Raw genomic sequence first — 23012 nt, forward strand, 5'->3', positions numbered from 1 at the left:
GAGCTCTTACTTGGCCGGCTTATACCAGCTGTCGAGACCGGTCTGCAGCTTCTTGGCCGCGGCTTCGGGCGTATCGGTGCCGTTGATGACGTTGGCCGATTCAACCCAGGTCTCGTTTTCGAGGTTCGGCGTACCGCGCGACAGGATCTGGTAGGTCGAGCGGATCGTCGACTTGCACTTGCCGCGCCAGGAGACGAATTCCTGCGCCAGCGGGTCTTCCATCTTCACCGGCGAGGAGTTCAGGCTGAAGAAGCCCGGCAGCGCGTTGGCGTAGATGGTGGCGAAGTCAGGCGAAGCCACCCAGGACAGGAAGGTCTTGGCCGCGTCCGCGTGCTTGGAGGCTGCGTTCAGGCCCATGCCGATATCGGTATGGTCGGAGATGTAGCAGGTGTCGCCGGCCTTCTCGACCGGCGGCGGGAAGGCGCCCATCTTGAACTGGGCCTGGGTGTTGAACAGGCCGATTTCCCACGAGCCGGCCGGGTAGATGGCGGCGCGGCCGAGCGTGAACAGGTTCTGGCTGTCCGGATAGGTCTGGGCCTCGAAGCCGTCGCCCAGGTAAGGCTTCCACTTGGCCAGTTCCTCATACGGCGCGACCCAGTCCTTGTCGGTCAGCTTCTGATCGCCCTTGATCAGCGCCTTGCGGCCGTCCTCGCCCTTCCAGTAGTTGGGGCCGATGTTCTGGTAGCCCATGGTCGCGGCTTCCCAGAGGTCCTTGGTGCCCATCGCCATCGGGATATAGGTGCCGTCGGCCTTGATCTTGTCGAGCGCGGCGAAGAATTCGTCTCGGGTCTGAGGCACCTTGATGCCAAGCTTGTCGAAGGCGTCCTTGTTGTAGATGAAGCCATGGATGACGGATGCCATCGGCACGCAGAAGCTCGCCTTGCCGTCATCGGTCTGCCAGGCGGACTTTGCGACCGGCGAGAAGTTTTCCATGCCGGGCAGCGCCGAGAGGTCGGCAAGGTTGCCCTTCTTGAACAGTTCGAGCGACTTGTCGAACGGGCGGCAGGTGATCAGGTCGCCCGCCGAACCGGCGGCGAGCTTGGCGCCGAGGGCGGCGTCATATTCGGTCGGGGCCGATGGGGCGAACACCACCTTGATGCCGGGGTTCTTGGCTTCGAAGGCCGGGATCAGCTTATCCTTCCAGATGGCAAGGTCGTCGCCGCGCCAGCTTTCGATGTTGAGCGTTACGTCCTCGGCGTGAGCCAATCCGGCCGAGCCGAGAATGCTGGTGCCCAGAAGCAGTGCCGTCAGTAGTTTCGTTGTCATGCTCAGTCTCCCTGTTGACCTTTTTCAGGTTCGGTTTTGATGAGAACCCAGGCTTTGGAGCCCTTGTTCCCCTCGCAAGCCCATTTCACCCCGATGGGAATCGGGATGAAACTGGCCTATTTCTTTGTTCGAGCGTGATCTTTTCCGAAAAGCGGTTTCCACTTTTCGGGATCGTGCCCCAGCGCGGAAAGGGCTGGCCGCAGCTTCTGGCCTGTCCGTTCCAGTATCTTCCGCGCCGCATCGGCGCTGTCGGCGCCTGCGGCGAGCAGAATGGCTGTCTTGACCGCGCCGCCGCTCTTTTCGAGCAGGCTGGCGGCCTCTTCCTGGCCGCGGCCGCTGACGGCGGCGACGATGCGCGCCGCCCGGTCGCGCAGCTTCATATTGTCGGCCAGGAGGTTGACCATATAGCCGTCATGGACATGGCCAAGATGAACGGCGGTCAGCGTCGACAGCATGTTGAGCGCGATCTTCTGCGCCGTTCCGGCGCCCATGCGGGTCGAACCGGCGATCACTTCCGGCGGTGTCTCGAGCAGGATGGCGGTGTCGGCCTGCTGGAGCAGAGCCGAACCCCTGTTGTTGGCGATGCCGATGGTGGCGGCTCCCCGGCGCCGCGCCTCCTCGATGGCGCCCACCGCATAGGGCGTCGTGCCGCTGGCGGAGAGGGCGATCAGGCAATCGCCCACGCCGACACCCGCATTGGCAACCGCCGTCGTGGCCTCCTCGGCGTCGTCCTCGGGCCCGCCGGCCAGTGTCCTCAAGGCGTCGTCGCCGCCGGCGATCAGGATGGCGATGCGGTCGCGCTGGATGCCGAACGTGCCCGGCAATTCCAGCGCATCGGCCAGCGCCATCAGGCCGGAGCTGCCGGCTGCGGCATAGGCAAGCTTGCCGCCGCCGCTCAGGCGGCCGGCAATGATCTCGGCTGCCCTGGCGATGGAGGGAATGGCGTTGCGGACCGCTTTGGCGGCCTCGACCTGCGCATCGGCCAGCGAAGCAAGGATGACTTCGGGAGCCTGGATATCCAGCCCCTCGGCATTCCCATGCAGCGCTTCGGTGCGCGTTTCGGCCATCCCAGTTCCTCCGATCCACAAAACAATACCAAAAAAATACCACTTGTCCACATGCATTAACGAATTCGCAGTCAGGAAATCGCTAAGCCGACGAATTGCGGAAGCTTTTCAATAAAATACGGCTTAATCTTTTTGAAACGGAAATTAACTCTTGGCTATTGGTATTTTATTGGTATTATCCTGCCGGAGGAGAAAATCGCGTGAAATTCGTGCTCGGTATCGATGGCGGCGGCACCAGCTGCAGGGCCGCACTGGCAACGGCGGACGGCGCTGTTGTCGGCCGCGCCAAAAGCGGCGCCGCCAACATCCGCACCGACCTCACTGGCGCCCGCTCGAACATCGTCGATGCGGCGCGGCAAGCTTTCATCGCCGCCGGGCAAGATCCGGACCTGATCCCGCAAACACCCGCCATCCTCGGCCTTGCCGGCGCCAATGTCGGCACTTACCGGCAGCAGCTCGAGGCGATCCTGCCGTTCAGCACCAGCCGCGTGGAGACCGATGCGGAGATCGCGCTCGAAGGCGCGGTCGGTTCCGGTGACGGCGCGATGGCGATCCTGGGCACCGGCACCGCCTATATGGCGCGCAAGGATGGCAAATCGCGCGCCATCGGCGGCTGGGGATTCCAGGTCGGCGACCAGGGCAGCGGCGCCCGCATCGGCCGCGACCTGCTGGAGCAGACCCTGCTCGCGCATGATGGCGTGCGCCAGGCCTCGCCGCTGACCGACAGCATGATGGCCGTTTTCCGCAACAATCCCGAGGACGTCGTCGAGTTCACCACCAACGCCAAGCCCGGCGATTTCGGCGGCTTCGCGCCGAAAGTGTTCGAGCACGCGCAAAAAGGTGACATTGTCGCCAACTGGATCCTCGACAAGGCGGTCGCCGATGTCGAGGCCTCGCTCGGCGCGCTCGACCTCGCCGCCGGAGCACCGCTCTGCCTGCTCGGCGGGCTGGCGCCGCTCTATGCGCCGCGCCTGTCGGCGCGCTACCGCGCCCTGCTGAAGGAACCGCTCGACGATGCGCTAGGCGGTGCCGTGCAGATGGCGGCACGCCTTTTCGCTGGACGCGCGGAGGCCGCGCGATGAGCGATGCCGCCGACCAGATCTTCGCCACGCTCAAACAATCCTCGCAAAGCGGCGCGCCGCTTTACCTGCAGCTCAGGAAAAGCATCGAGGACGCCGTCAATCGCGGCCTGATCGGCCCGGGCGACGCGCTGCCTTCCGAGCGCGACATCGCCACCAAGGCCGACATTTCGCGCGTCACCGTGCGCAAGGCGGTGCAAGATCTGGTCAAGGGTGGCATATTGGTGCAGCGCCATGGCTCGGGCACCTTCGTGGCGCCGCGCATGGAGCGCGTCGAGCAGTCGCTGTCGCGGCTGACCTCCTTCACCGAAGACATGGCGCGGCGCGGCATGGCGGTGCGCTCGGCCTGGCTCGACCGTGGCCTTTACGCGCCCTCGCCCGACGAGATGATGGTGCTTGGCCTGTCGTCGAGCGAACTGGTGGCGCGCGTGGCGCGCCTGCGCATCGCCAACGACACGCCGCTGGCGATCGAACGCGCTTCGCTGTCGGCCAGCGTGCTGCCGGACCCGGCTGGAATTGGCTCCTCGCTCTACGCGGCGCTGGAATTGACCGGCAACAGGCCGGTGCGTGCGGTGCAGCGCATCTCCGCCGCCAATCTCGGCGAGGGCGATGCGCGCCTGCTCGAAGTGCCGCCGGGCATTGCCGGCCTGCATATCGAGCGTATTTCCTACCTGGCGAGCGGCAAGGTGATCGAGTTCACCCGCTCCATCTACCGGGGCGACGCCTATGATTTCGTCGCCGAACTGCGGCTGACAGGGCCGAGCGAAGAGGGCCGATCATGATTGCCAACACCACGCATATGCAGCGCGAGATCGAGGAGATCCCGCAAGCCGTCGCCCGCCTGCTCGACGGCTCCGGTGCCGTGCTGGCCGAAGCAGGGCGCGGCATCAAGGAGCGCGACCCGCATTTCGTCGTCACCGTGGCGCGAGGCTCGTCCGATCATGCCGCCACCTTCATGAAATATGCCGTCGAATTGACCGCGGGCCTTGCCGTCGCCTCGGTCGGACCGTCGATCGCCTCGATCTATGGTCGCAAGCTCCGGCTTGACGGCTCGGCCTGCCTGGCGATCTCGCAGTCGGGCAAGAGCCCCGACATCGTCGCGATGGCCGAAACCGCACGGGCCGGCGGCGCGCTGACCATTGCCGTCACCAACACCGCCGATTCGCCGCTCGCGCGCGCCTCGGACTATGCGATAGACATACTCGCCGGGCCGGAGCGCAGCGTCGCGGCAACCAAGACCTTCATCAATTCCGCCGTTGCCGGTCTTGCCCTCATGGCGCATTCGACCGGGGACGACGCGCTTCTCGCGGCCCTGGCCCGCCTGCCCGAGCATTTCGGCAAGGCGATCGCCTGCGACTGGATGAGCGTGCTGGCCGAGACGATCGAGAAGCAGAAGTCGCTGTTCATTCTCGGCCGCGGTCCGTCGGCGGCGATGGCAAACGAGGCGGCGCTGAAGTTCAAGGAGACCTGCGGCATGCATGCCGAGGCTTATAGCGCGGCCGAAGTCATGCATGGCCCGCTGGCGCTGATCGGCCCCGACTTTCCGGTGCTGGCGCTGGCCGCTCGCGACGCGTCGGAGCCCTCGGTCGCCGACGCCGCCGACAGCCTGGCGGCCAAGGGCGCGCCGGTTTTCGTCACCTCGGCGCTCGCCAACCGCGCCACGCGCCTGCCGCATGTCGCCACCGGTCACCCGCTGACCGATCCGCTGACGCTGATCGTCTCCTTCTACATGTTCGTCGAGGCCTTTGCCCGCCATCGCGGCCTCGATCCGGACGCGCCGCGCAACCTTCGCAAGGTGACGGAGACCGTATGAGCGACCGTTTTGCCCTGACCGGCGCCCGCATCTTCGACGGCGACGACTGGCACGAAGGCGCGGCCCTTGTCGTGCGCGACGGCCTCGTCGAGGCCATGCTGCCGCAAGGCGCGCTGCCCGGGGATATCCGTGCCGTCGACACCGGCGGTGGCATGCTGGTGCCGGGCTTCGTCGACATCCAGGTCAATGGCGGCGGCGGTGTGATGCTCAACGATCATCCCGATGTCGCCTCGATCGAAACCATCTGCCGCGCGCACGCGCCATTCGGCACGACGGCGCTGCTGCCGACGCTGATCACCGACACGCCCGCAATCACCGCCGCCGCGATCGCCGCCGGCGAAGCGGCAGCGCTGCAAAAAGTGCCGGGTTTCCTCGGCCTGCACCTGGAAGGTCCGCATCTGTCGATTGCCCGCAAGGGTGCGCATGATCCGGCGCTGATCCGGCCGATGACGGACGCCGACCAGGCCATGCTGATCGCGGCGCGCCAGAAGCTGCCGGTGCTGCTCACCACGATCGCGCCGGAATCCGTCGATCCTGCCCGCGTCAAGGCCTTGGCCAAGGCCGGGATCATCGTCAGCCTCGGCCATTCCGACACTGGCCATGCCACGGCTAAAGCCTTTGCCGAGGCCGGCGCCAGCGTCGTCACGCACCTGTTCAACGCGATGAGCCAGATCGGCAACCGCGAGCCCGGGCTGGCGGGCGCCGCCATCGACATCGGCGCCTTGTCGGCGGGGCTGATCGCCGACGGCATCCATGTCCACCCCGCCACGATCCGGATCGCGCTCGACGCCAAGCAGGGACCGGGCAGGATCGTGCTGGTCACCGACGCGATGGCGACGATCGGCACCGAGATGAGTTCGTTCACGCTCAACGGCCGCACCATCTACCGCAGGGATGGCAGCCTCAGGCTTGCCGACGGGACGCTGGCCGGTGCCGACCTCGACATGATCTCGGCCATCCGGTTCATGCACCGCACTGTCGGGCTCGAGCTGTCCGAAGTCTTGCGCATGGCCTCGCTCTACCCGGCCCAGGCGATCGGCCAGTCGCACCGGCTTGGCCGCTTCGCCAATGGCACGGCGGCGGACATCGTTGCGCTGTCGGACAATCTTGACATAGGAAGCGTCTGGATCGGCGGCGACAAGGTGTTCGAGGCTGCCGCTCCGCGCTGAGAGCGAGGCCATGCAGACAATCGATTGTGTCGTCGCCGGAGCAGGCGTCGTCGGGCTTGCCGTCGCCAGGGCACTTGCCTTGTCGGGCCGCGAGGTGGTGGTGATCGAAAAGGCCGACGCGATCGGCACCGTCACCAGCTCGCGCAATTCCGAAGTCATCCATGCCGGGCTCTATTATGCGCCCGGCAGCCTGAAGGCCCGGCTGTGCGTCGAAGGGCGCCGGCAGCTCTATGCATACTGCGCCGAACACACTGTCGGCCATCGCCGCGCCGGCAAGCTGATCGTCGCCAGCGAACCCGGCCAGACGCACGGGCTGCGGGCGATCGAGGTCAATGCGAAACGCTGCGGGGTCGACAATCTCCAGCTTTTGACACGCGCCGAGGCCGAAAGCCTGGAGCCGGCGCTGAGATGCGCCGGCGCGCTGCTGTCGCCATCGACGGGCATTGTCGACAGCCACGCGCTGATGCTGTCGCTGCGCGGTGACGCTGAAGCCGCAGGCGCGTCCTTCGCTTTCCTCACCTGCGTTGCCGGGGCGGCGATCGAAGCCGATGGGATCCGGATCGACACGCGTGACGCCAATGGCGAGACCTTCGCCGTGGAGGCAGGCGCTTTCGTCAATACAGCCGGCCTCGATGCGCAGGCGGTGGCCAGTCGGATCGAGGGTTTCCCAAGGGATCTCATCCCCCGGCAGTGGCTGGCGCGTGGCAATTATTTCGCGCTTCCCGGGCGGTCGCCGTTTTCGCGGCTGATCTATCCGGTTCCGGTCGAAGGGGGCCTCGGCGTCCACCTGACGCTCGACCTCGCCGGCAATGCGCGCTTTGGCCCCGATGTCGAATGGATCGACAGCGTGGATTACACTGTCGATCCCAGCCGAAGCGCCGTCTTCTACGAGGCGATCCGCCGCTATTGGCCCGATCTCGCGGATGGCGCCCTGCAGCCGGCCTATGCCGGCATCCGGCCGAAGCTCTCGGGCCCCGGACAGCCAGCGGCGGACTTCGTGATTCAGGGACCGGCCGATCACGGCGTGGGCCGGATCGTCAATCTGTTCGGCATCGAGAGCCCCGGTCTGACGGCGAGCCTGGCGATCGCCGACCATGTCGCCGAACTGTTGTACCCGACCTGAGCCAGCGTTCGCGCGCCGGAGCGCGACATCTGCTTAGCCGGCTTTATTTGAGACGTAGAGATCCTTGTAGCTGTCGCGCAAAAGGTTCTTCTGCACCTTGCCCATCGTGTTGCGCGGCAGGTCGTCGACGAAGATCACCCGTTTGGGATGCTTGTACTTCGCCATGCGGCCGGTGATGGCGTCGAGAATCTCGGCCGCGCTGATCCGCGACGCGGGCGAGCGTACGACGACCGCGGTGACGCCTTCGCCGAAGTCCGGATGGGCAAGGCCGATGACGGCGCTTTCCAGGACGCCGTCGAGCGCGTCGATCTCGCTTTCGAGCTCCTTCGGATAGACGTTGTAGCCGCCTGAGATGATCAGGTCCTTGCCGCGACCGACAATGTGGACATAGCCGTCGGCGTCGATCATGCCGAGGTCGCCGGTGATGAAGAAGCCGTCGGCGCGGAATTCCGCCTTGGTTTTTTCCGGCATGCGCCAGTAGCCGCCGAACACGTTCGGACCCTTGACCTCGATCATGCCGACCTCGCCCTGGGCGAGCGGCTTGCCGGAATCGGGATCGGCGATGCGCAGCGACACGCCGGGCAAGGGAAAGCCGACCGTGCCGGCGCGCCGCTCGCCCTCATAGGGGTTGGAGGTGTTCATGTTGGTCTCGGTCATGCCATAGCGCTCGAGGATGGCGTGACCGGTGCGCTCGCGCCAGGCGTTGTGCGTTTCGGCCAGCAGCGGCGCCGAACCAGACACGAACAGCCGGATGTTTTTCGCCGCCTCGCGATCCAGCCCGTCCTGCTGCAGCAGCCTGGTATAGAAGGTCGGCACGCCCATCAGCGCGGTGGCGCGCGGCAGCAGCGAGACGATGCGGCTCGCGTCGAATTTCTGCTCGAACAGCATCGAGGCGCCGGCCATCAGGGTGACGTTGGTGGCGACGAACAGGCCGTGGGTGTGGAAAATCGGCAGCGCGTGGATCAGCACGTCATCCCTGGTGAAACGCCATTGCTCGACCAGCACCCGCGCGTTCGAGGCGAGATTCTCATGGCTGAGCATGGCGCCTTTCGAACGGCCGGTCGTTCCCGACGTGTAGAGGATCGCCGCAAGGTCGTCCGCGCCGCGCTCCACATCGTGGAACTCGGAAGACTGACGCGATGCCTGGTCCGCGAGGGATCCCTGGCCACCGCGGTCGAGCGTGACCACGACGGCACCGGACGGCTCGACCATCCCACGGATGTCCGCCGACCGTGCCGGATCGCAGACGATCACCCGAGGTGCGGCATCCCCAAAGAAATAGCCGAGCTCGGCCAGCGTATAGGCGGTGTTGAGCGGCAGGAAGACGGCGCCGGCGCGCAAGCAGGCGAGATAGAGCAAAACCATCTCCGGGCTCTTCTCGACCTGCACGGCAACCCGGTCGCCGGGCGCGACATCCATTTGCAGGAGCGCATGCGCAAGCTGCGCCGACCGTGCCAGCATGTCGCCATAGGTGAGCGAGCGTCCATCATCGGTTTCCATCAACAGGCGCCCAGGCGCCGGCATCCGGGACCGGAACGCATCGAACAGATGATTGCTCATGAAATCTTCCCAGGTGACGCCGGCCGCGATCTTGGGCGGCACGCGACGAAGAGTTCGCGTTTCCCAGCCCTGCCGTCAAGGCCGCAGCCGGCTGCCCGGCGTCCACTGAAAAGATTCGAGGGATGGGACGGCAGAGAGCGCCGACCAAACAGCCGTCAACGCTGGGCGCGCTTACCCGGACCGGCGGGTGCCTCGCCTTGCCTGAAGCGTTCCATGCACATGGCGGCGGTCAGCTGGTAGTGATCGATCAGGGCCTGGACGGCACCATCCGCATTGCCGTCCAGCGCATTTTCAGCAATCAGCCGGTGTTCGGCGAAATCGTCGCGCTGGATGCTCTCCCCGTCATTGGCCATTTGCCTGTAGCGGTAGGCGTGATCGGAAAGCTGGTCGCAGAAACCAACCAGCCAGTGCGACCGGCACGCCGAGATCAGCACCCGATGGAAAGTGCGATGCACTTTCTCCCACTCCGGATTGAGCGACGAGCTACTTTGCGGTGAAAGCCGTGAGGCCCGCCCCAGGCGATGCAGCGCCAGCACCAATTGTTCTTCCCATTCGGCGGTGCGGTGGGCAATGGATTCGCGCAGCGCCCGCTCCTCGAGCCAGCAGCGCGTGCGCGTCAGTTCCTCGAGTTCCGTCGCGCTGACCGGCATGATGAAAAAGCCACGCTGGTCATGGCGGCCAAGGAGACCTTCGGAGGCAAGGCGATTGAGGGCTTCACGAACCGGAGAGGCACCGGCGCCATACTTGGAAACGACCCACTCGACGCGCAGCTTGCTTTCGGTTTCAAGAGCGCCGCTGAGAAGATCATCACGCAATTGGTGATAGACCGTGCTGGCAAGCGTGCTCTTGGCTCCTGTGCCGTCGTCGTTCAGATTGGCAGCTCCGTATGTCAAAAGCGACTCCTTGTCCCCTTACTGTCGTCCTGGGCAATTCGAGTCCGAGATTCTCTCTCCGTACGCGTACCATATAGCGTGACGCTTCCGGCACTCAAGCAGAAGATCGCGCTATTGTACTTTAGGACAATGGAATATACCCAATCCGCGGGGCCGATCGCGAGAATTCGAATATTTCTACAACCAGCAGAAGTTTAACGTGTTTTGTATGCACGCAGGATCATCTGTTTCTTGTGCTCCCATGCGAGCATCTTTTCTGTCGCGCGCAAAGACAGCGGACGACTGCCCGAATCAGATCGTCGCGCAACCTGATTCGGATGTACAACGACGCCGATCCGTAGCAATTGGTGCCGGAATGACCGCGCTGTGTCAGCCGGCGGCCTTGTCGGCCGCCGCCCTGATCGCTTCGATATTGGCGCGGTAGGCCTCGACACTGCCACCCCTGAAGATGGCAGCACCGGCCACCAGCACGTCGGCGCCGGCAGCGGTGACCAAGGGGGCGGTTTCCGGCGAGACGCCTCCGTCGATCTCGATGCGGATCGGCCGGTCACCGATCAGCGCCTTGATCCTTCTCACTTTGTCGACCATCGCCGGGATGAAGGCCTGCCCGCCGAAACCCGGATTGACGGTCATGATCAGGATCAGGTCGAGCCGGTCGAGCACATATTCGATCGCCGTTTCCGGCGTCGCCGGATTGAGCGACACGCCCGCCTTCTTGCCGAGGTTCCTGATTGTCTGCAGCGAGCGGTCGAGATGCGGCCCGGCCTCGGCATGCACCGTCATGCCGTCGCAGCCGGCTTCGGCAAAGGCGGCGAGGTAGGGATCGGCTGGCGCGATCATCAGGTGGCAGTCGAAAAAGGCCTTGGTGCGATTGCGGATCGCCTTGATGACAGGCGGGCCGAAGGTGATGTTTGGCACGAAATGCCCATCCATCACATCGAGATGGATCCAGTCGGCACCGGCCGCCACCACCGCCTCGACCTCGTCACCGAGCTTCGAGAAATCCGATGCCAGCACCGACGGTGCGATCAAGGTTTTTTTGCTCATCTCGCGGCCTTTCCGGGCGCCCTTTTGATACGATCGCTGCGTACCGACTGCCTAAAGCGCTCCCGCGGACTTGTCGAGGGCGCCAGTACAGCGGTTCCACAGGCAGGGGTAACGTCTCGGCGTTCCCGATCCCGTCGCCGCCAACCTCCGCCTGCCTGGATCATGAAGAAAGACCCGCCGGATTGCTCCAGCGGGTCTTCGTCTGGCGTCGCGCGGGTGCCTATTGCTGCTGAAGCTTCAGCACCCTGTTTGGCACCGGGTCCTGCTGCTGGTCGATCGGCTGCCTGCGCCGCGGCAGCAATTGCAGCAACTGCCCCGGATCGATTTCCAGCGATGGCTGCCCGCGCATCGGCCGGCAGTTCGGATACCGCCCGACCATGCCTTCCGGACAGTGTCGCCTGAAGATCGGCTGGCACTGGCCGTTGACCATCTGCGAGCCCGGCGCGCATTCGCTCTCTTGCCTGGGCTTGCGGCATGCGCCGTCGACCACCTCGGTCCCACGCGGGCAGACGCATTCGCCGCGCTTGTTGTGGACCTGGCCGCGTATGTCGCACTGCTCCAACTGCGGCTGCTTGCGCCGGCAGGCATTGCCTTGCACCTCGGTACCCCTCGGACAAACGCAATTGCCGTCGGAGTCATGGACCTGGCCACGGATGGTGCACTGGTCAGGCTTCGGCCTGATCGGCCGGCAGGCTCGGTCTCGCACCTCTGTGCCTTGCGGGCAGACGCAGTCCCCGTCCGCATTGTGGACCTGGCCACGGATGGTGCACTGCTCGGGCTTCGGCCGGACCGGACGGCAGGCGCCATTGCGCATCTCGGTGCCTTGCGGGCAGACGCAATCGCCATCGGCATTGCGGACCTGGCCAGGAATGCGGCACTGCTGCGGCTTTGGCCGGATCTGGCGGCAGGCCCGGTCTCGCACCTCGGTGCCTTGCGGGCAGACACAGTCCCCGTCCGCATTGTGGATCTGACCACGGATGGTGCACTGCTCGGGCTTGTCGGTCCCGACGCATTTTCCGTTCTCCAGCTCCGTGCCGCGCGGGCAGACGCAACGTCCGTCCTCGGTGCGGATCTGGCCTTCGAGCAGCACGCAGCGCGGCGGAGGTGGCAGCGGCAGAAGGTTGGTGCATTGCCCGTTGCGGAAGGTGGTGCCTTCCGGGCAGACGCAGCGGCCGGCATCGTTCATGACGAAGCCCGGCGAGCACTGGTTCTTCACCTCATGCGTGATGACGAAGGGATGGCACGCATAGGCCTTGCCGCGATCGCCCTGCACGTTGGTCGCGTCGTTGGACAGCACGTCGCCGCCGCCCTGCACCCGTGTGTCGGGAGAGAGCACGCCAACGCAGTTCCGGCCGTTGACGTTGCCCTGCAGGTTGGCAAGACGCCCATCGTCGGGGATGACCACGGTCACACGGTGCGAGCGGCTTTCGCCGGCGCCGAGCGTCAGGTTGGCGATGCAGGAGGCCGGCAAGGTCGTCGGTTCCGGCGAACAGCCGAAGGGCGGCTCGATCGAAGTGATCGCGACGCCTTCCAGCCGGCCAAGCCCATCGACGCCGATCGCATCGCCGATGCGGACCGGGCCCGAGAAGGGGCTCGTTCCGTCATTGGTGATGGTAATGTCGAACGAGCAGGGCTGGCCCAGCCTGCATTCGCGGTCGCCGGTCTTCTCGACACGGATGGTCGAGGAGCCGCCGCCCCTGGCGCAGGCTTGGCCGATCGGATAGACGACGTCGTCGCCCTGCGCCGGCCCATAGGAGCCGCGCGCGCAGTTCTCGAATTCGCCATTGGCCGAAACCGTCACGTCGAAGTGCCTGGAGGTTCCGGGCGTCATGACGGCGCCCGGTATCTGGCACGACAACGCATTGGCCGGAACCGGTCCGCATGCCCATTCCGCGCCGTCAGGGGTTACGGTCTGGATCTGGACAGGCGCTCCGCCCGACACCAGCGTGGCGGCATCGTTGACCCGCACCGGACCGGTGGGGGCAGCCGTGCCGACATTGGCGACGGTGATGCGGCAGGACACCAGCGCCGCGCCGGCCAGCGAACCGTTGCACACCTTGGTGATGCGCAAGGCCGGCTGGCCGCTGTTGGGATGGCGGATGCGTTCCTTGGCGCAGGCCTTGTTGTTGGTTAGATCGACCTCACCGGGGATGGCCTTCACCTCGGCGCAGTTCTCGACCGTGTCGGACCGGTAGCCGGCCGGCATGACCGCCTTGACGAAGATCGGTGTCGAGGCGCCCGCGGGCAGCGAGATGCCGGCATTGTCGCAGCGGAACTGGCCGGGGCCGTTAGGGCCGCATGTCCAGGGCGGGCTCGGGCCGAAGGTGGAGGACGCCGGCGCGCCGCCGGGGTAGTTGTCGATCACCGTCAGCGGCCCATTGTAGGTCGATGTGCCGTTGTTGATGATGTCGATGATGAAGGTGCAGACGCCATCGGCGGTGCAGACTTCGGTGCGGGCACGCTTCTTGAGGATCAGGTCGACCTTCTTCTCGACCGGCGGCTGGCAATCCGGATTGCGGTCGCCGCGCCGGCAGATCGGGATCGACGCGCAGCCCCGGTCATTGGCCTGGCTGCCGAACAGCGGCTTGCCGCTGGCGCCGTAATTGTAGGTGGCGCAGTTGCGCAGCGCGCTGCCTTGCCAGCCTCCGGCCGGCTTGAAGCCGAGCTTGAGGTCGACAAAGGCTCCCGGAGCGAGCGTGGTCACCGGGTAGGTGCACGTCATCGGGGTGGTTCCCGGCGCGCAGACCCAGGGCGGATTGGGCCCTGAACTCAGCGTCGAGCCGGCCGGCAGCGTCACCTCGTCGAGCACGATCTTACCGTTGTAAGGCGCTGTGCCGACATTGGTGACCCGGATAGTGAAGTCGCAGCCGCCGCCCATCGTGCAGCGTGTGACGTCGGCATGCTTTTCGACCTTGAGGTCCGGTTCCTTATCCCTGGGTGGGCACCTCTGGTCACGCGGGATGACGATGTCGATGGTTTGCGTGCAGCACAGGCCCCAGCCCTCCTTCGGTCCGGCATAGGTCTCGATACCGGTGACGATGAGGTGGATGACGTCGCCGGGTGACGCGCCGACGATCTTCCAGTTGAGCACGCCGCCGCCCGCCGGCACCTTCTGGGTGTCGGGGATGATGCTGATGCCTGGCGAGGTCGTCGACACCTGCACCCATTTGCCGCCCATCTCGGGGCCGACAGGCATGTGGTAGATGAAGGCACCGCCGCCGGGCACGCAGTCGACCGTGCCGCGTTCGACCTTGAAACACTCATGGTCGGTTGGAGGCGGAGGTTGCTTGTCGCATTTGGTGAGGTCGATCCGGATCGAGGTCTTTTCCCCGGTCGCGATGTTGCCGTCGTCCGGCTTGCCCGGATCCTGCGACGGGATGATGGTGCCCGTGCCGGTGCCGCCGGTGACCTTTATCATGCCCTGGTTGTCGACGTTGACCGGCGCTGGAAACGCGGCGTGGTCGATCTTGGCGGTGATGCGGAAGGTGATGACGCGTTCGTTCAGTGCGCCCGAGCCATCGAGATCGCTGGCGGAAATCCGGAAATCGGAAACCGTTGCCGTGTCGTTGGGGCCGGCCGAATTGCTTACGACAGCGCCCGGCAAGGCCCCACCCGATGCATCGGTGCCGTCGCCGGAGACTGTCACATTGACGATCGAAAGACCGTGCGGAAGCTGGTCCTTGAAGTCGAGCTTGGCTTTCTTCAGCGCCGCCTCGAGGGCAGGATTGGCAAAGCCTTGCGGATTGCCGCGCAGTCCGAAGGTCAAGGTATAGAAGACATAGTCGCAACTGCGCTGGCCACCGGTCTTGGTGAAGAACGGCACGACACGTCCGGATTCCGGGTTGATGATGCGCGGATTGTCGAGCTGCAGCGGCTGCACATCCTGGCTGGTGACAGCCTGGACGGCCTGGGCGGCGGATGCCGGCAGTGCGGGCGCAAGGGCGACCGCGATCCCGGCCGCCATCAGCCAGCGCGCGCCGCGCCTGGCGAGTGACAGGGGTTTCATGATCGTCTCCATGACGGCTTTTGGGGATTTGGCCGCGAGCGGGGATGGGGCAAGACTGTTCATCTTTGCCTCCTCAACGTTCGCAGCTGACGGCTGGGGTCCGGAGCGGCAAGGTCATCTTGCAGCAAGGGTAGTAGCCACCCTTGTCCTTGTCGGACTTCCTGTAGAAGCAAAGTCCAACATCCACTCTGTCGCCCGGATAGTGGCCGGTGATGTCGATCGTGTAAGGCTTGCCCGGTGCATGCGACATAGGTGAGGTCACCGCGACGCCTGGCGTCCTGGATTGGGCCTTGATCGAATCGCCGCCGAAGCCGGCATGGTCATGGAGATAGAGATCGGCCTCGAGACCGCGCGGCGTGCAGTAATACTGCACGTCCTCGACATCGAGACACGGAGGCAGATTGCCCGGCGGCAGGAAATCCGGCGGGTAGAAGGGGGGCTCATAGCCGCCCGGTATGTCCTCATAATAGCCGGCCCGGCCCTCGCAGGGATGCCAGACGGCGACGTCGCCGACATGGCCTTCCACTTCGGGATCCTCGAAATAGCCGTCGAAATCGACGAACCAGGAGCCGAAGGGCGGCACGTTGGCCGGCTTGACCAGCTCCTTGGGCGTGATCTGCACGCCGTGCACGGCAAGCGGCCCGCCCGCGGCGAGCTTTTCGGCGAACTCGGGGTTGTCGCGCAGTTTGTCGCCTGTGTTGACCAAGGTCTGGGTGCAGACCGAGGTGTCGAGATTGCCGTCGGCATCGTAGCCATATTGCAGGTCGACGCCGCCGGCCGACTGCCTGTTGCCTTGCGGGAAGCCGACCGCATATTCCTGCGGCGCTTCCACCCAGACCGATTCCGTCGAGGGATCGTCGGGATTTTCCCTGAAGTAGCGGATGACCTCGCCTTTGCCGGAATCGGCGAAGCGGCTGTAATCATAGCGGTTTTCGATCGGGCCGCGCTGGGCGAGATACATGAAGCCGCTGTTGTCGAAGGCGATGTCGGTGACGGCGTAGTCCTTGTCGGCCCTCACAGTCAGTTCCCAGCGGGGATCGCCGGCGAAGGTGCCGTCGCGGGCAATGCCCACCGACCAGATTTCCGACTTTTCGCCAACCGAATAATAGAGCCGGCCGCCATGATAGGAGACGGCCCAGACGCGGCGCTCGTCCTGGGTGTAGCCCCAGCTGTCGGGGTCCTCGGTATCGAAGGCCGCGCCCTGTACGTCCATCACCGCGCCATCGTCGGCGACCGGGGCCAGCCCATGCGCCGGCCGGCCGGCGCCGCCATGGTCGAACGTGTCGACCAGTCTGCCGTCGGCGTCGATGCGATGGATCAGGCCGGTGTCGGGATCGGAGGCAAAGAACTGGCGGTGGGCGGGATCGAAGGTGATATTGCCGATGCCAGGTCCGCTGTTGGTGTCGATGTCGGCGAATTTGGCGACCTGGCCGGTGATGCCGTCGATCTTCCAGATGGTGCCCGGCCCGCCGCCGTTTTCGGTGCCGAACTGGCCCTCCATGAAGGTGGCGCCCGCCGTGCCGCGGCGCTGCCGCTCCGGCCTGCCGTCCTTGTCTGCGTCCGGCGTGACGATCTCAATGCCATGCAGCGAGGTGGCGGCGGCATAGAGGTTGGGAACGCCAGACGGCACACCGTCGCGCACGCCGTCATCATAGGTGAGGCCGAACACCTCACCGATCTGGCCTGCTGTCACCTCGAAAGGCGGCGGCGTGAAGACGAGCTGGCCCGAAGCCGGACCACCCAGGTGTGAAACGTCGAAGACGCGCAAGGTGGCGCGCGAGATGTCGATGAAGGTCTCGTCGACCGGATCGACGCCGGGCGGCAACCCCTCGTCGACATTGGGGATGATGGTGCCGGGAAAGCCGGTGACCGCCATCGAGCCTGGATAGATGATCTGGGTTTCCTGCGCTTGGGCGGCCGCGCCCAGCCACTGGCTGGCGGCAAGCGCCAGAGCCAGCAGGCCGGCGGCCTGCAATGCACCGCGCAAGCGGTTGTCGAACTCAAGAAAAGGCACGAACGCGCCGCGGATGCGAGACATGACACTACCCCCGTAGTCCAGCGGAGAGACGCCCGGACTTGCCGCGCAAATCAGGGCAAGGCGCGGTGGTCCGGCTCGTTCTTCCCTGATCGAATTGTCTGCTTTCCTCATAGTGACGATACGCCTGCTCCTGCGCAGGGTCAACGGAATCAGCGGGAAGCCCAGCGCATCGACCCCGTCCCGAAGGCGGTGGTCGCGCCGAGCTCCTGTTGGTCCCGGAGACCATGGAGTCTCTGGGTTGCTGGTCATGGGGGGCTTCCTTTCCGGGGCCGCACCATGCGGCACCTGGACATCAGTCGCGGGCCGGCGCGGAAAGGTTCATGGAAGCGTTGCGCAGAATGCTTGCGCGCGATGCCGCCTGTTCTTATATACGCGCCAAGCCGTGCGGCGCCGGAGAACCGGTGGGCGGACGGTATTTCTTGTGAACAGGGGCTTTCGTCGGAACGCCTTACCGGGTCCTGAGAGCCTGCTTAGCGGAGAGACTAGAAAAATGGCAAAAGTAATCGGTATCGATCTCGGCACCACCAACTCGTGCATCGCCATCATGGATGGCAAGGAGCCGAAGGTAATCGAGAATGCGGAAGGCGCGCGCACGACGCCTTCCATCGTCGCCATCTCGGGCGACGGCGAACGTCTCGTTGGCCAGCCGGCCAAGCGCCAGGCGGTCACCAATCCTGAAAACACCATCTTCGCGGTCAAGCGCCTGATCGGCCGCCGCTATGACGATCCGGTGACGGAGAAGGACAAGAAGCTTGTCCCCTACAAGATCGTCAAGGGCGACAATGGCGATGCCTGGGTCGAGGCCGGCGGCAAGAAGCAGTCGCCCTCGCAGATCTCGGCCATGATCCTGCAGAAGATGAAGGAAACGGCGGAAGCCTATCTCGGCGAGAAGGTCGAGAAGGCGGTCATCACCGTTCCGGCCTATTTCAACGACGCCCAGCGCCAGGCCACCAAGGACGCCGGCAAGATCGCCGGCCTGGAAGTGCTGCGCATCATCAACGAGCCGACAGCGGCAGCGCTCGCCTATGGCCTCGACAAGAAGGAAGGCAAGACCATTGCCGTCTACGACCTTGGCGGCGGCACCTTCGACATTTCGGTGCTCGAAATCGGCGACGGCGTGTTCGAGGTGAAGTCGACCAATGGCGACACGTTCCTCGGCGGCGAGGACTTCGACATGCGCCTGGTCGAGTATCTGGCGGCCGAGTTCAAGAAGGAACAGGGCATCGACCTGAAGAACGACAAGCTCGCCCTGCAGCGCCTCAAGGAGGCGGCTGAAAAGGCCAAGATCGAGCTGTCGTCGACGACGCAGACCGAAATCAACCTGCCCTTCATCACCGCCGACGCGACCGGACCGAAGCACCTGACGCTGAAGCTGACACGCGCCAAGTTCGAAAGCCTGGTCGAAGACCTCGTCCAGCGCACCATCGAGCCCTGCAAGGCGGCGCTCAAGGATGCCGGCCTGAAGGCTGGCGAGATCGACGAAGTGGTCCTGGTCGGCGGCATGACCCGCATGCCCAAGATCCAGGAGATCGTGAAGCAGTTCTTCGGCAAGGAGCCGCACAAGGGCGTCAACCCGGATGAGGTCGTCGCACTCGGTGCCGCCATCCAGGCCGGCGTGCTGCAGGGCGACGTCAAGGACGTGCTGTTGCTCGACGTGACGCCGCTTTCGCTCGGCATCGAAACGCTGGGCGGCGTGTTCACCCGGCTGATCGAGCGCAACACGACGATCCCGACCAAGAAGAGCCAGGTGTTCTCGACGGCCGAAGACAGCCAGTCCGCCGTGACCATCCGCGTCTTCCAGGGCGAGCGCGAAATGGCCGCCGACAACAAGGCGCTTGGTCAGTTCGACCTGGTCGGCATTCCGCCGGCGCCGCGCGGCGTGCCGCAGATCGAGGTCACGTTCGACATCGACGCCAACGGCATCGTCAACGTCTCGGCCAAGGACAAAGGCACCGGCAAGGAGCACCAGATCCGCATCCAGGCGTCGGGTGGACTTTCCGACGCCGACATCGAGAAGATGGTCAAGGATGCCGAGGCCAATGCCGATACCGACAAGAAGCGTCGCGCCGTGGTCGAGGCCCGCAATCAGGCCGAAGCGCTGGTGCATTCGTCGGAGAAGTCGCTGAAGGAATATGGCGACAAGGTCTCGGAGACCGAGCGCACGGCGATTTCGGACGCGATCGCGGCGCTGAAGGCCGCTGCCGAGGGCGACGATCCGGCCGACATCGAGGCCAAGAGCCAGGTGCTTGCCGAAGCTTCCATGAAGCTTGGCCAGGCCATGTACGAGGCCTCGCAGAAGGAAGCGGCGGAAGCCGACGCCAAGGCGGATGCCGCCAAGGACTCTGACGTGGTCGACGCCGATTTCGAAGAAATCGACGAAGACGACGACAAGAAGAAGTCGGCCTGAGCGGCTTGACGGCAAGATAATGCGAAAAGCCCGGCGCAAGGCCGGGCTTTTTTGCAACCCTCGCTGAAAAAGTGCGAGCACTGCCGAAAAAATCACTGAAAACCACGGACAAGTTCGCGCCGGCCCTAGCATACGGGCAGCACCGCTCCTAAATCGAAACAACGTGCCGGCAACCGACGCAACATTGCATCAAGACGTTGAATATCCGGACTGCGGGAAAAAATGAAAGCTGATTTCTACGAAACGCTGGGCGTGCAGAAGGGCGCCGACGAGAAGGAGCTCAAGAGCGCTTTTCGCAAGCTGGCCATGCAATTCCATCCCGACCGCAACCCCGGCGATCATTCCTGCGAGCACAAGTTCAAGGAAATCAACGAAGCCTACGAGACGCTGAAGGACCCGCAGAAGCGCGCGGCCTATGACCGTTTCGGCCATGCCGCCTTCGAGCAGGGTGGGATGAATGGCGCGCAGGGCTTTGGCGCCGGCGGCTTCGCCGACATCTTCGAGGACATTTTCGGCGACATGATGGGCGGCCGCCAGCGCCGCTCTTCCGGTGGCCGCGAGCGCGGCGCAGACCTGCGCTACAACATGGAAATCTCGCTGGAGGAAGCCTTCGCGGGAAAGACCGCGCAAATCCGCGTGCCGGCTTCGATCTCCTGCACGGAATGCTCCGGCAGCGGCGCCAAGCCGGGCACCCAGCCGGTCACCTGCTCGATGTGCAACGGCCACGGCAAGGTGCGCGCCACGCAAGGGTTTTTCTCGATCGAGCGGACCTGCCCGCAATGCCAGGGCCGCGGCCAGACAATCAAGGATCCTTGCCCGAAATGCGCCGGCCAGGGCCGTGTCACCGAGGAGCGTTCGCTGTCGGTCAACATCCCGGCCGGCATCGAGGACGGTACCCGCATCCGCTTGGCCAATGAGGGTGAGGCCGGGCTGCGCGGCGGGCCATCGGGCGACCTCTATATCTTTCTGGCGGTCAAGCCGCACGAATTCTTCCAGCGCGACGGCGCCGATCTTTATTGCAAGGTGCCGATCTCGATGACCACCGCTGCCCTTGGCGGCTCCTTCGAGGTGACGACGCTCGACGGCACGCAGACCAAGGTGAAGGTGACCGAAGGTACGCAGAACGGACGCCAGTTCAGGCTCAAGGGCAAGGGCATGCCGGTGCTGCGCCAGCCCAATGTCGGCGACCTCTACATCCAGACCGCGGTCGAGACGCCGCAGAACCTGTCGCGTCGCCAGCGCGAATTGCTGGAAGAGTTCGAACAGCTTTCCTCGCAGGACAATTCGCCCCAATCGAGCGGCTTTTTCGCCCGCATGAAGGACTTTTTCGAGTCTTTCGGCGAGCGTTGAGACGCGACGAAAACTATCTTATCCACGCCATAGGCAAGGCCGCGCCTTGCCTTGCGTCATCCAGATGTTAAGTAGTTTCAAGGGGCGCGCTGAGGAGAGCTTGCATGGCACGTGGTCACGGACTGCGGAAGGCGTTTGCCGAGAAGTTCGACGATGAACTCAAATTCTTCAAGGGCTGGATCGACAAGCCGAAGACGGTCGGCTCGATCGTTCCGACCAGCTCGATCACCGCGCGCAAGATGGCCTCGATCGTCAATCCCAAGTCCGGCCTGCCGGTGCTCGAGGTCGGCCCCGGCACCGGTGTCATCACCCGCGCCATCCTCGCCCAGGGCGTGCGGCCCGAAAACCTCTACGCGATCGAATATTCCACCGATTTCGTGCGCCACCTGCGCCAGCTCTACCCCGGCGTCAACGTCATCGAGGGCGATGCCTTCAACCTCAACGCCACGCTTGGCGAGAGGAGCGGGATGATCTTCGACAGCGTCGTTTCCGGCGTGCCGCTGCTCAATTTCCCGGTCGCCCAGCGCATCGCCTATATCGAGAGCCTGCTCGACCGCATTCCGGTCGGAAGGCCGATCGTGCAGCTGACCTATGGTCCGATGTCGCCGATCCCGGCCGGCCGCGGCGACTACACGGTGAAGCATTTCGACTTCATCTTCCGCAACATCCCGCCGACGCAGCTGTGGATCTACCGGCGCGAGGCGCATTAGAAGAGAAGGCAGTAGGGGAGTAGGGGGAAAAGATTGGCCAGGGAACCATTCCTACTGCCCTACTGCCCTACTGCCCTACTGCCCTACTGCCCTACTGCCCTACTGCCTTTCCCCCCATCCAGCCGTTGATTTGATCGAACCTTGGCTGTACGTGTCCCAGAACAAGGGTGGCCAATGGCAGTGATCCCGAAAATCCTCGTCTTCGCCGGCTCGGTGCGCAGCGGCGCCTATAGCGGCAGGACCGCCGACCTGGCGCAGAAGGAACTTGCGGTGCAAGGTGCCGAGGTGACCCGTATTTCGCTCGCCGATTACCCCTTGCCGATCCTCGACGAGGACCTGGAAAAGGAAAACGGCGTTCCTGAAAACGCCCAGAGGCTGGCGCGGCTGATATCAGCCCATGACGGGCTGCTGATCGCCACGCCCGAATATAACGGTTCGATCCCGCCGCTGCTCAAGAACACGATCGACTGGGTGAGCCGGGTGCGACGGGATGGCGGCCGGTCGGTCAGGCCGCTTGCCGGCAAGGTCGCCGGCCTCTGCTCGTCCTCCAACGGGCACTTCGCCGGCATCCGCTGCATCAACCATTTGCGTGCCGTGCTGGTGCGCTGCCAGATGGAAGTGGTGACACCGGAATGCTCGGTGCCGGAGGGTGGCGACGCCTTCGACGGGGACGGCCATTTCCGTGACGAAAGACTGCACAAATCGATGGAGCACCTATGCCGCACGCTGATCGAAACCTCGCGCATGCTGTCGACCAGGGTCGAGGCGTGACCGCCGCACCCCTGCAGCCTCATTCCATGCAGGAGCGATTGATCGTCGGCCTCGACGTGCCGACCGTGAAAGAGGCCGAGCAGGCGGTGCGCGAGCTCGACGGCGTCGTCTCCTTCTACAAGATCGGCTATCAGCTGGCTTTTGCCGGCGGCCTCGACTTCGCCAGGGAGCTGGCCAGCGGCGGAACGAAAATCTTCCTCGACATGAAGCTGCTCGACATCGACCACACGGTGGCCAAGGGCGTCGAGAACATCGTCAGGATGGGTATGACCATGCTGACCATCCACGCCTATCCCAAGGCGATGCAGGCGGCGGTGGAGGCCGCGCGCGGCAGCGAGCTTTGCCTGCTCGCCGTCAGCGTGCTGACCTCGATGGACGAGCAGGACATGATCGATGTCGGCTATGAATACGACCCGCACACGCTGGTGCTGCGGCGGTCCGAACAGGCTCTGCATGCCGGCATGGGCGGCATCGTCTGCTCGGCCGCGGAAGCCGAAGCGGTGCGCCGCATCGTCGGCCCTGACATGGCGGTGGTGACGCCGGGCATCCGGCCGCCCGGCAGCGACCATGGCGACCAGAAGCGCGTGGTGACGCCGGCGCAAGCGGTCCGCAACGGCGCCAGCCATCTTGTGGTGGGCCGCCCGATCATCGCGGCAAACGACCGCCGCGCGGCAGCGCAGGCGATCCTCGACGAAATGCGCTCCGCGTAGAAT

17 protein-coding genes are annotated in these 23012 nt (G+C 64.8%); 10 read left to right on the forward strand and 7 right to left on the reverse strand.

Translation table 11 applies throughout. From position 1 onward, the window contains the following. Positions 1 to 6: 6 nt before the first annotated feature. A complete protein-coding gene (locus tag FJ954_RS02210; RefSeq protein WP_015314652.1) occupies positions 7 to 1266 on the reverse strand; it encodes an ABC transporter substrate-binding protein in 1260 nt (419 codons plus the stop codon). A 116-nt stretch (positions 1267 to 1382) separates the two neighbouring features. After that, positions 1383 to 2333 carry an N-acetylmuramic acid 6-phosphate etherase gene (locus FJ954_RS02215; RefSeq protein WP_140660276.1) on the reverse strand — a complete coding sequence of 317 codons (951 nt, stop codon included), beginning with the start codon at positions 2331 to 2333 and terminating at the stop codon, positions 1383 to 1385. 200 nt (positions 2334 to 2533) lie between these two features. Between FJ954_RS02215 and FJ954_RS02220 the strand changes: the two genes are divergently transcribed. The 5 genes from FJ954_RS02220 to FJ954_RS02240 are packed head-to-tail and all read left to right on the forward strand — an operon-like array spanning position 2534 to position 7517. Beyond that, the gene (locus FJ954_RS02220; protein ID WP_140660277.1) at positions 2534 to 3415 is read left to right on the forward strand and encodes an N-acetylglucosamine kinase; all 882 of its coding nucleotides are present in this window, start codon (positions 2534 to 2536) and stop codon (positions 3413 to 3415) included. Continuing rightward, positions 3412 to 4194: a GntR family transcriptional regulator gene (locus FJ954_RS02225; RefSeq protein ID WP_140619779.1), complete on the forward strand. Its 783-nt coding sequence runs from the start codon at positions 3412 to 3414 to the stop codon at positions 4192 to 4194. The genes FJ954_RS02220 and FJ954_RS02225 overlap by 4 nt, the downstream gene beginning before the upstream one ends. Next, positions 4191 to 5225 (forward strand): SIS domain-containing protein, encoded by a 1035-nt coding sequence (locus tag FJ954_RS02230; RefSeq protein WP_140660278.1) that lies wholly within the window; start codon positions 4191 to 4193, stop codon positions 5223 to 5225. Before FJ954_RS02225 ends, FJ954_RS02230 begins: the two co-directional genes overlap by 4 nt. Then, entirely contained in the window at positions 5222 to 6394 is a 1173-nt protein-coding gene (gene nagA / locus FJ954_RS02235; RefSeq protein WP_015314657.1) for an N-acetylglucosamine-6-phosphate deacetylase, read from the forward strand. The genes FJ954_RS02230 and nagA overlap by 4 nt, the downstream gene beginning before the upstream one ends. A 10-nt stretch (positions 6395 to 6404) precedes the next feature. Next, positions 6405 to 7517, forward strand: coding sequence for an NAD(P)/FAD-dependent oxidoreductase (locus FJ954_RS02240; protein WP_140660279.1), 1113 nt, complete (start codon positions 6405 to 6407; stop codon positions 7515 to 7517). Positions 7518 to 7550: 33 nt separating this feature from the next. Here the strand turns inward: FJ954_RS02240 and FJ954_RS02245 are convergent, their stop codons facing one another. The 5 genes from FJ954_RS02245 to FJ954_RS02265 form a co-directional block, all read right to left on the reverse strand. Next, positions 7551 to 9077 (reverse strand): malonyl-CoA synthase, encoded by a 1527-nt coding sequence (locus FJ954_RS02245; RefSeq protein ID WP_140660280.1) that lies wholly within the window; start codon positions 9075 to 9077, stop codon positions 7551 to 7553. 155 nt (positions 9078 to 9232) lie between these two features. After that, the gene (locus tag FJ954_RS02250; protein WP_015314660.1) at positions 9233 to 9970 is read right to left on the reverse strand and encodes a GntR family transcriptional regulator; all 738 of its coding nucleotides are present in this window, start codon (positions 9968 to 9970) and stop codon (positions 9233 to 9235) included. A gap of 369 nt (positions 9971 to 10339) precedes the next feature. Continuing rightward, entirely contained in the window at positions 10340 to 11017 is a 678-nt protein-coding gene (rpe, locus tag FJ954_RS02255; protein ID WP_140660281.1) for a ribulose-phosphate 3-epimerase, read from the reverse strand. Positions 11018 to 11237: 220 nt separating this feature from the next. Next, a complete protein-coding gene (locus FJ954_RS02260; protein ID WP_140660282.1) occupies positions 11238 to 15086 on the reverse strand; it encodes a DUF11 domain-containing protein in 3849 nt (1282 codons plus the stop codon). Positions 15087 to 15096: 10 nt separating this feature from the next. Continuing rightward, positions 15097 to 17310 (reverse strand): hypothetical protein, encoded by a 2214-nt coding sequence (locus FJ954_RS02265; RefSeq protein ID WP_181177730.1) that lies wholly within the window; start codon positions 17308 to 17310, stop codon positions 15097 to 15099. A gap of 241 nt (positions 17311 to 17551) precedes the next feature. Between FJ954_RS02265 and dnaK the strand changes: the two genes are divergently transcribed. The 5 genes from dnaK (at position 17552) to pyrF (ending at position 23009) form a co-directional block, all read left to right on the forward strand. Beyond that, on the forward strand, positions 17552 to 19468 hold the full coding sequence (dnaK, locus tag FJ954_RS02270; RefSeq protein ID WP_140619792.1) for a molecular chaperone DnaK: 1917 nt from the start codon (positions 17552 to 17554) through the stop codon (positions 19466 to 19468). Positions 19469 to 19690: 222 nt separating this feature from the next. Then, positions 19691 to 20818, forward strand: coding sequence for a molecular chaperone DnaJ (gene dnaJ, locus FJ954_RS02275; protein WP_015314665.1), 1128 nt, complete (start codon positions 19691 to 19693; stop codon positions 20816 to 20818). Between the two features lie 104 nt (positions 20819 to 20922). Continuing rightward, positions 20923 to 21528, forward strand: coding sequence for a phospholipid N-methyltransferase PmtA (pmtA, locus tag FJ954_RS02280; protein ID WP_140619794.1), 606 nt, complete (start codon positions 20923 to 20925; stop codon positions 21526 to 21528). A 174-nt stretch (positions 21529 to 21702) separates the two neighbouring features. Continuing rightward, complete coding sequence (locus FJ954_RS02285; protein WP_140660284.1) at positions 21703 to 22299, forward strand: NADPH-dependent FMN reductase; 597 nt, start codon at positions 21703 to 21705, stop codon at positions 22297 to 22299. 26 nt (positions 22300 to 22325) lie between these two features. Beyond that, entirely contained in the window at positions 22326 to 23009 is a 684-nt protein-coding gene (gene pyrF, locus FJ954_RS02290) for an orotidine-5'-phosphate decarboxylase (protein ID WP_181177742.1), read from the forward strand. Positions 23010 to 23012 lie beyond the last annotated feature (3 nt).

Source organism: Mesorhizobium sp. B2-3-15 (genome assembly GCF_006442875.1).
Taxonomy (GTDB): Bacteria; Pseudomonadota; Alphaproteobacteria; order Rhizobiales; family Rhizobiaceae; genus Mesorhizobium; species Mesorhizobium australicum.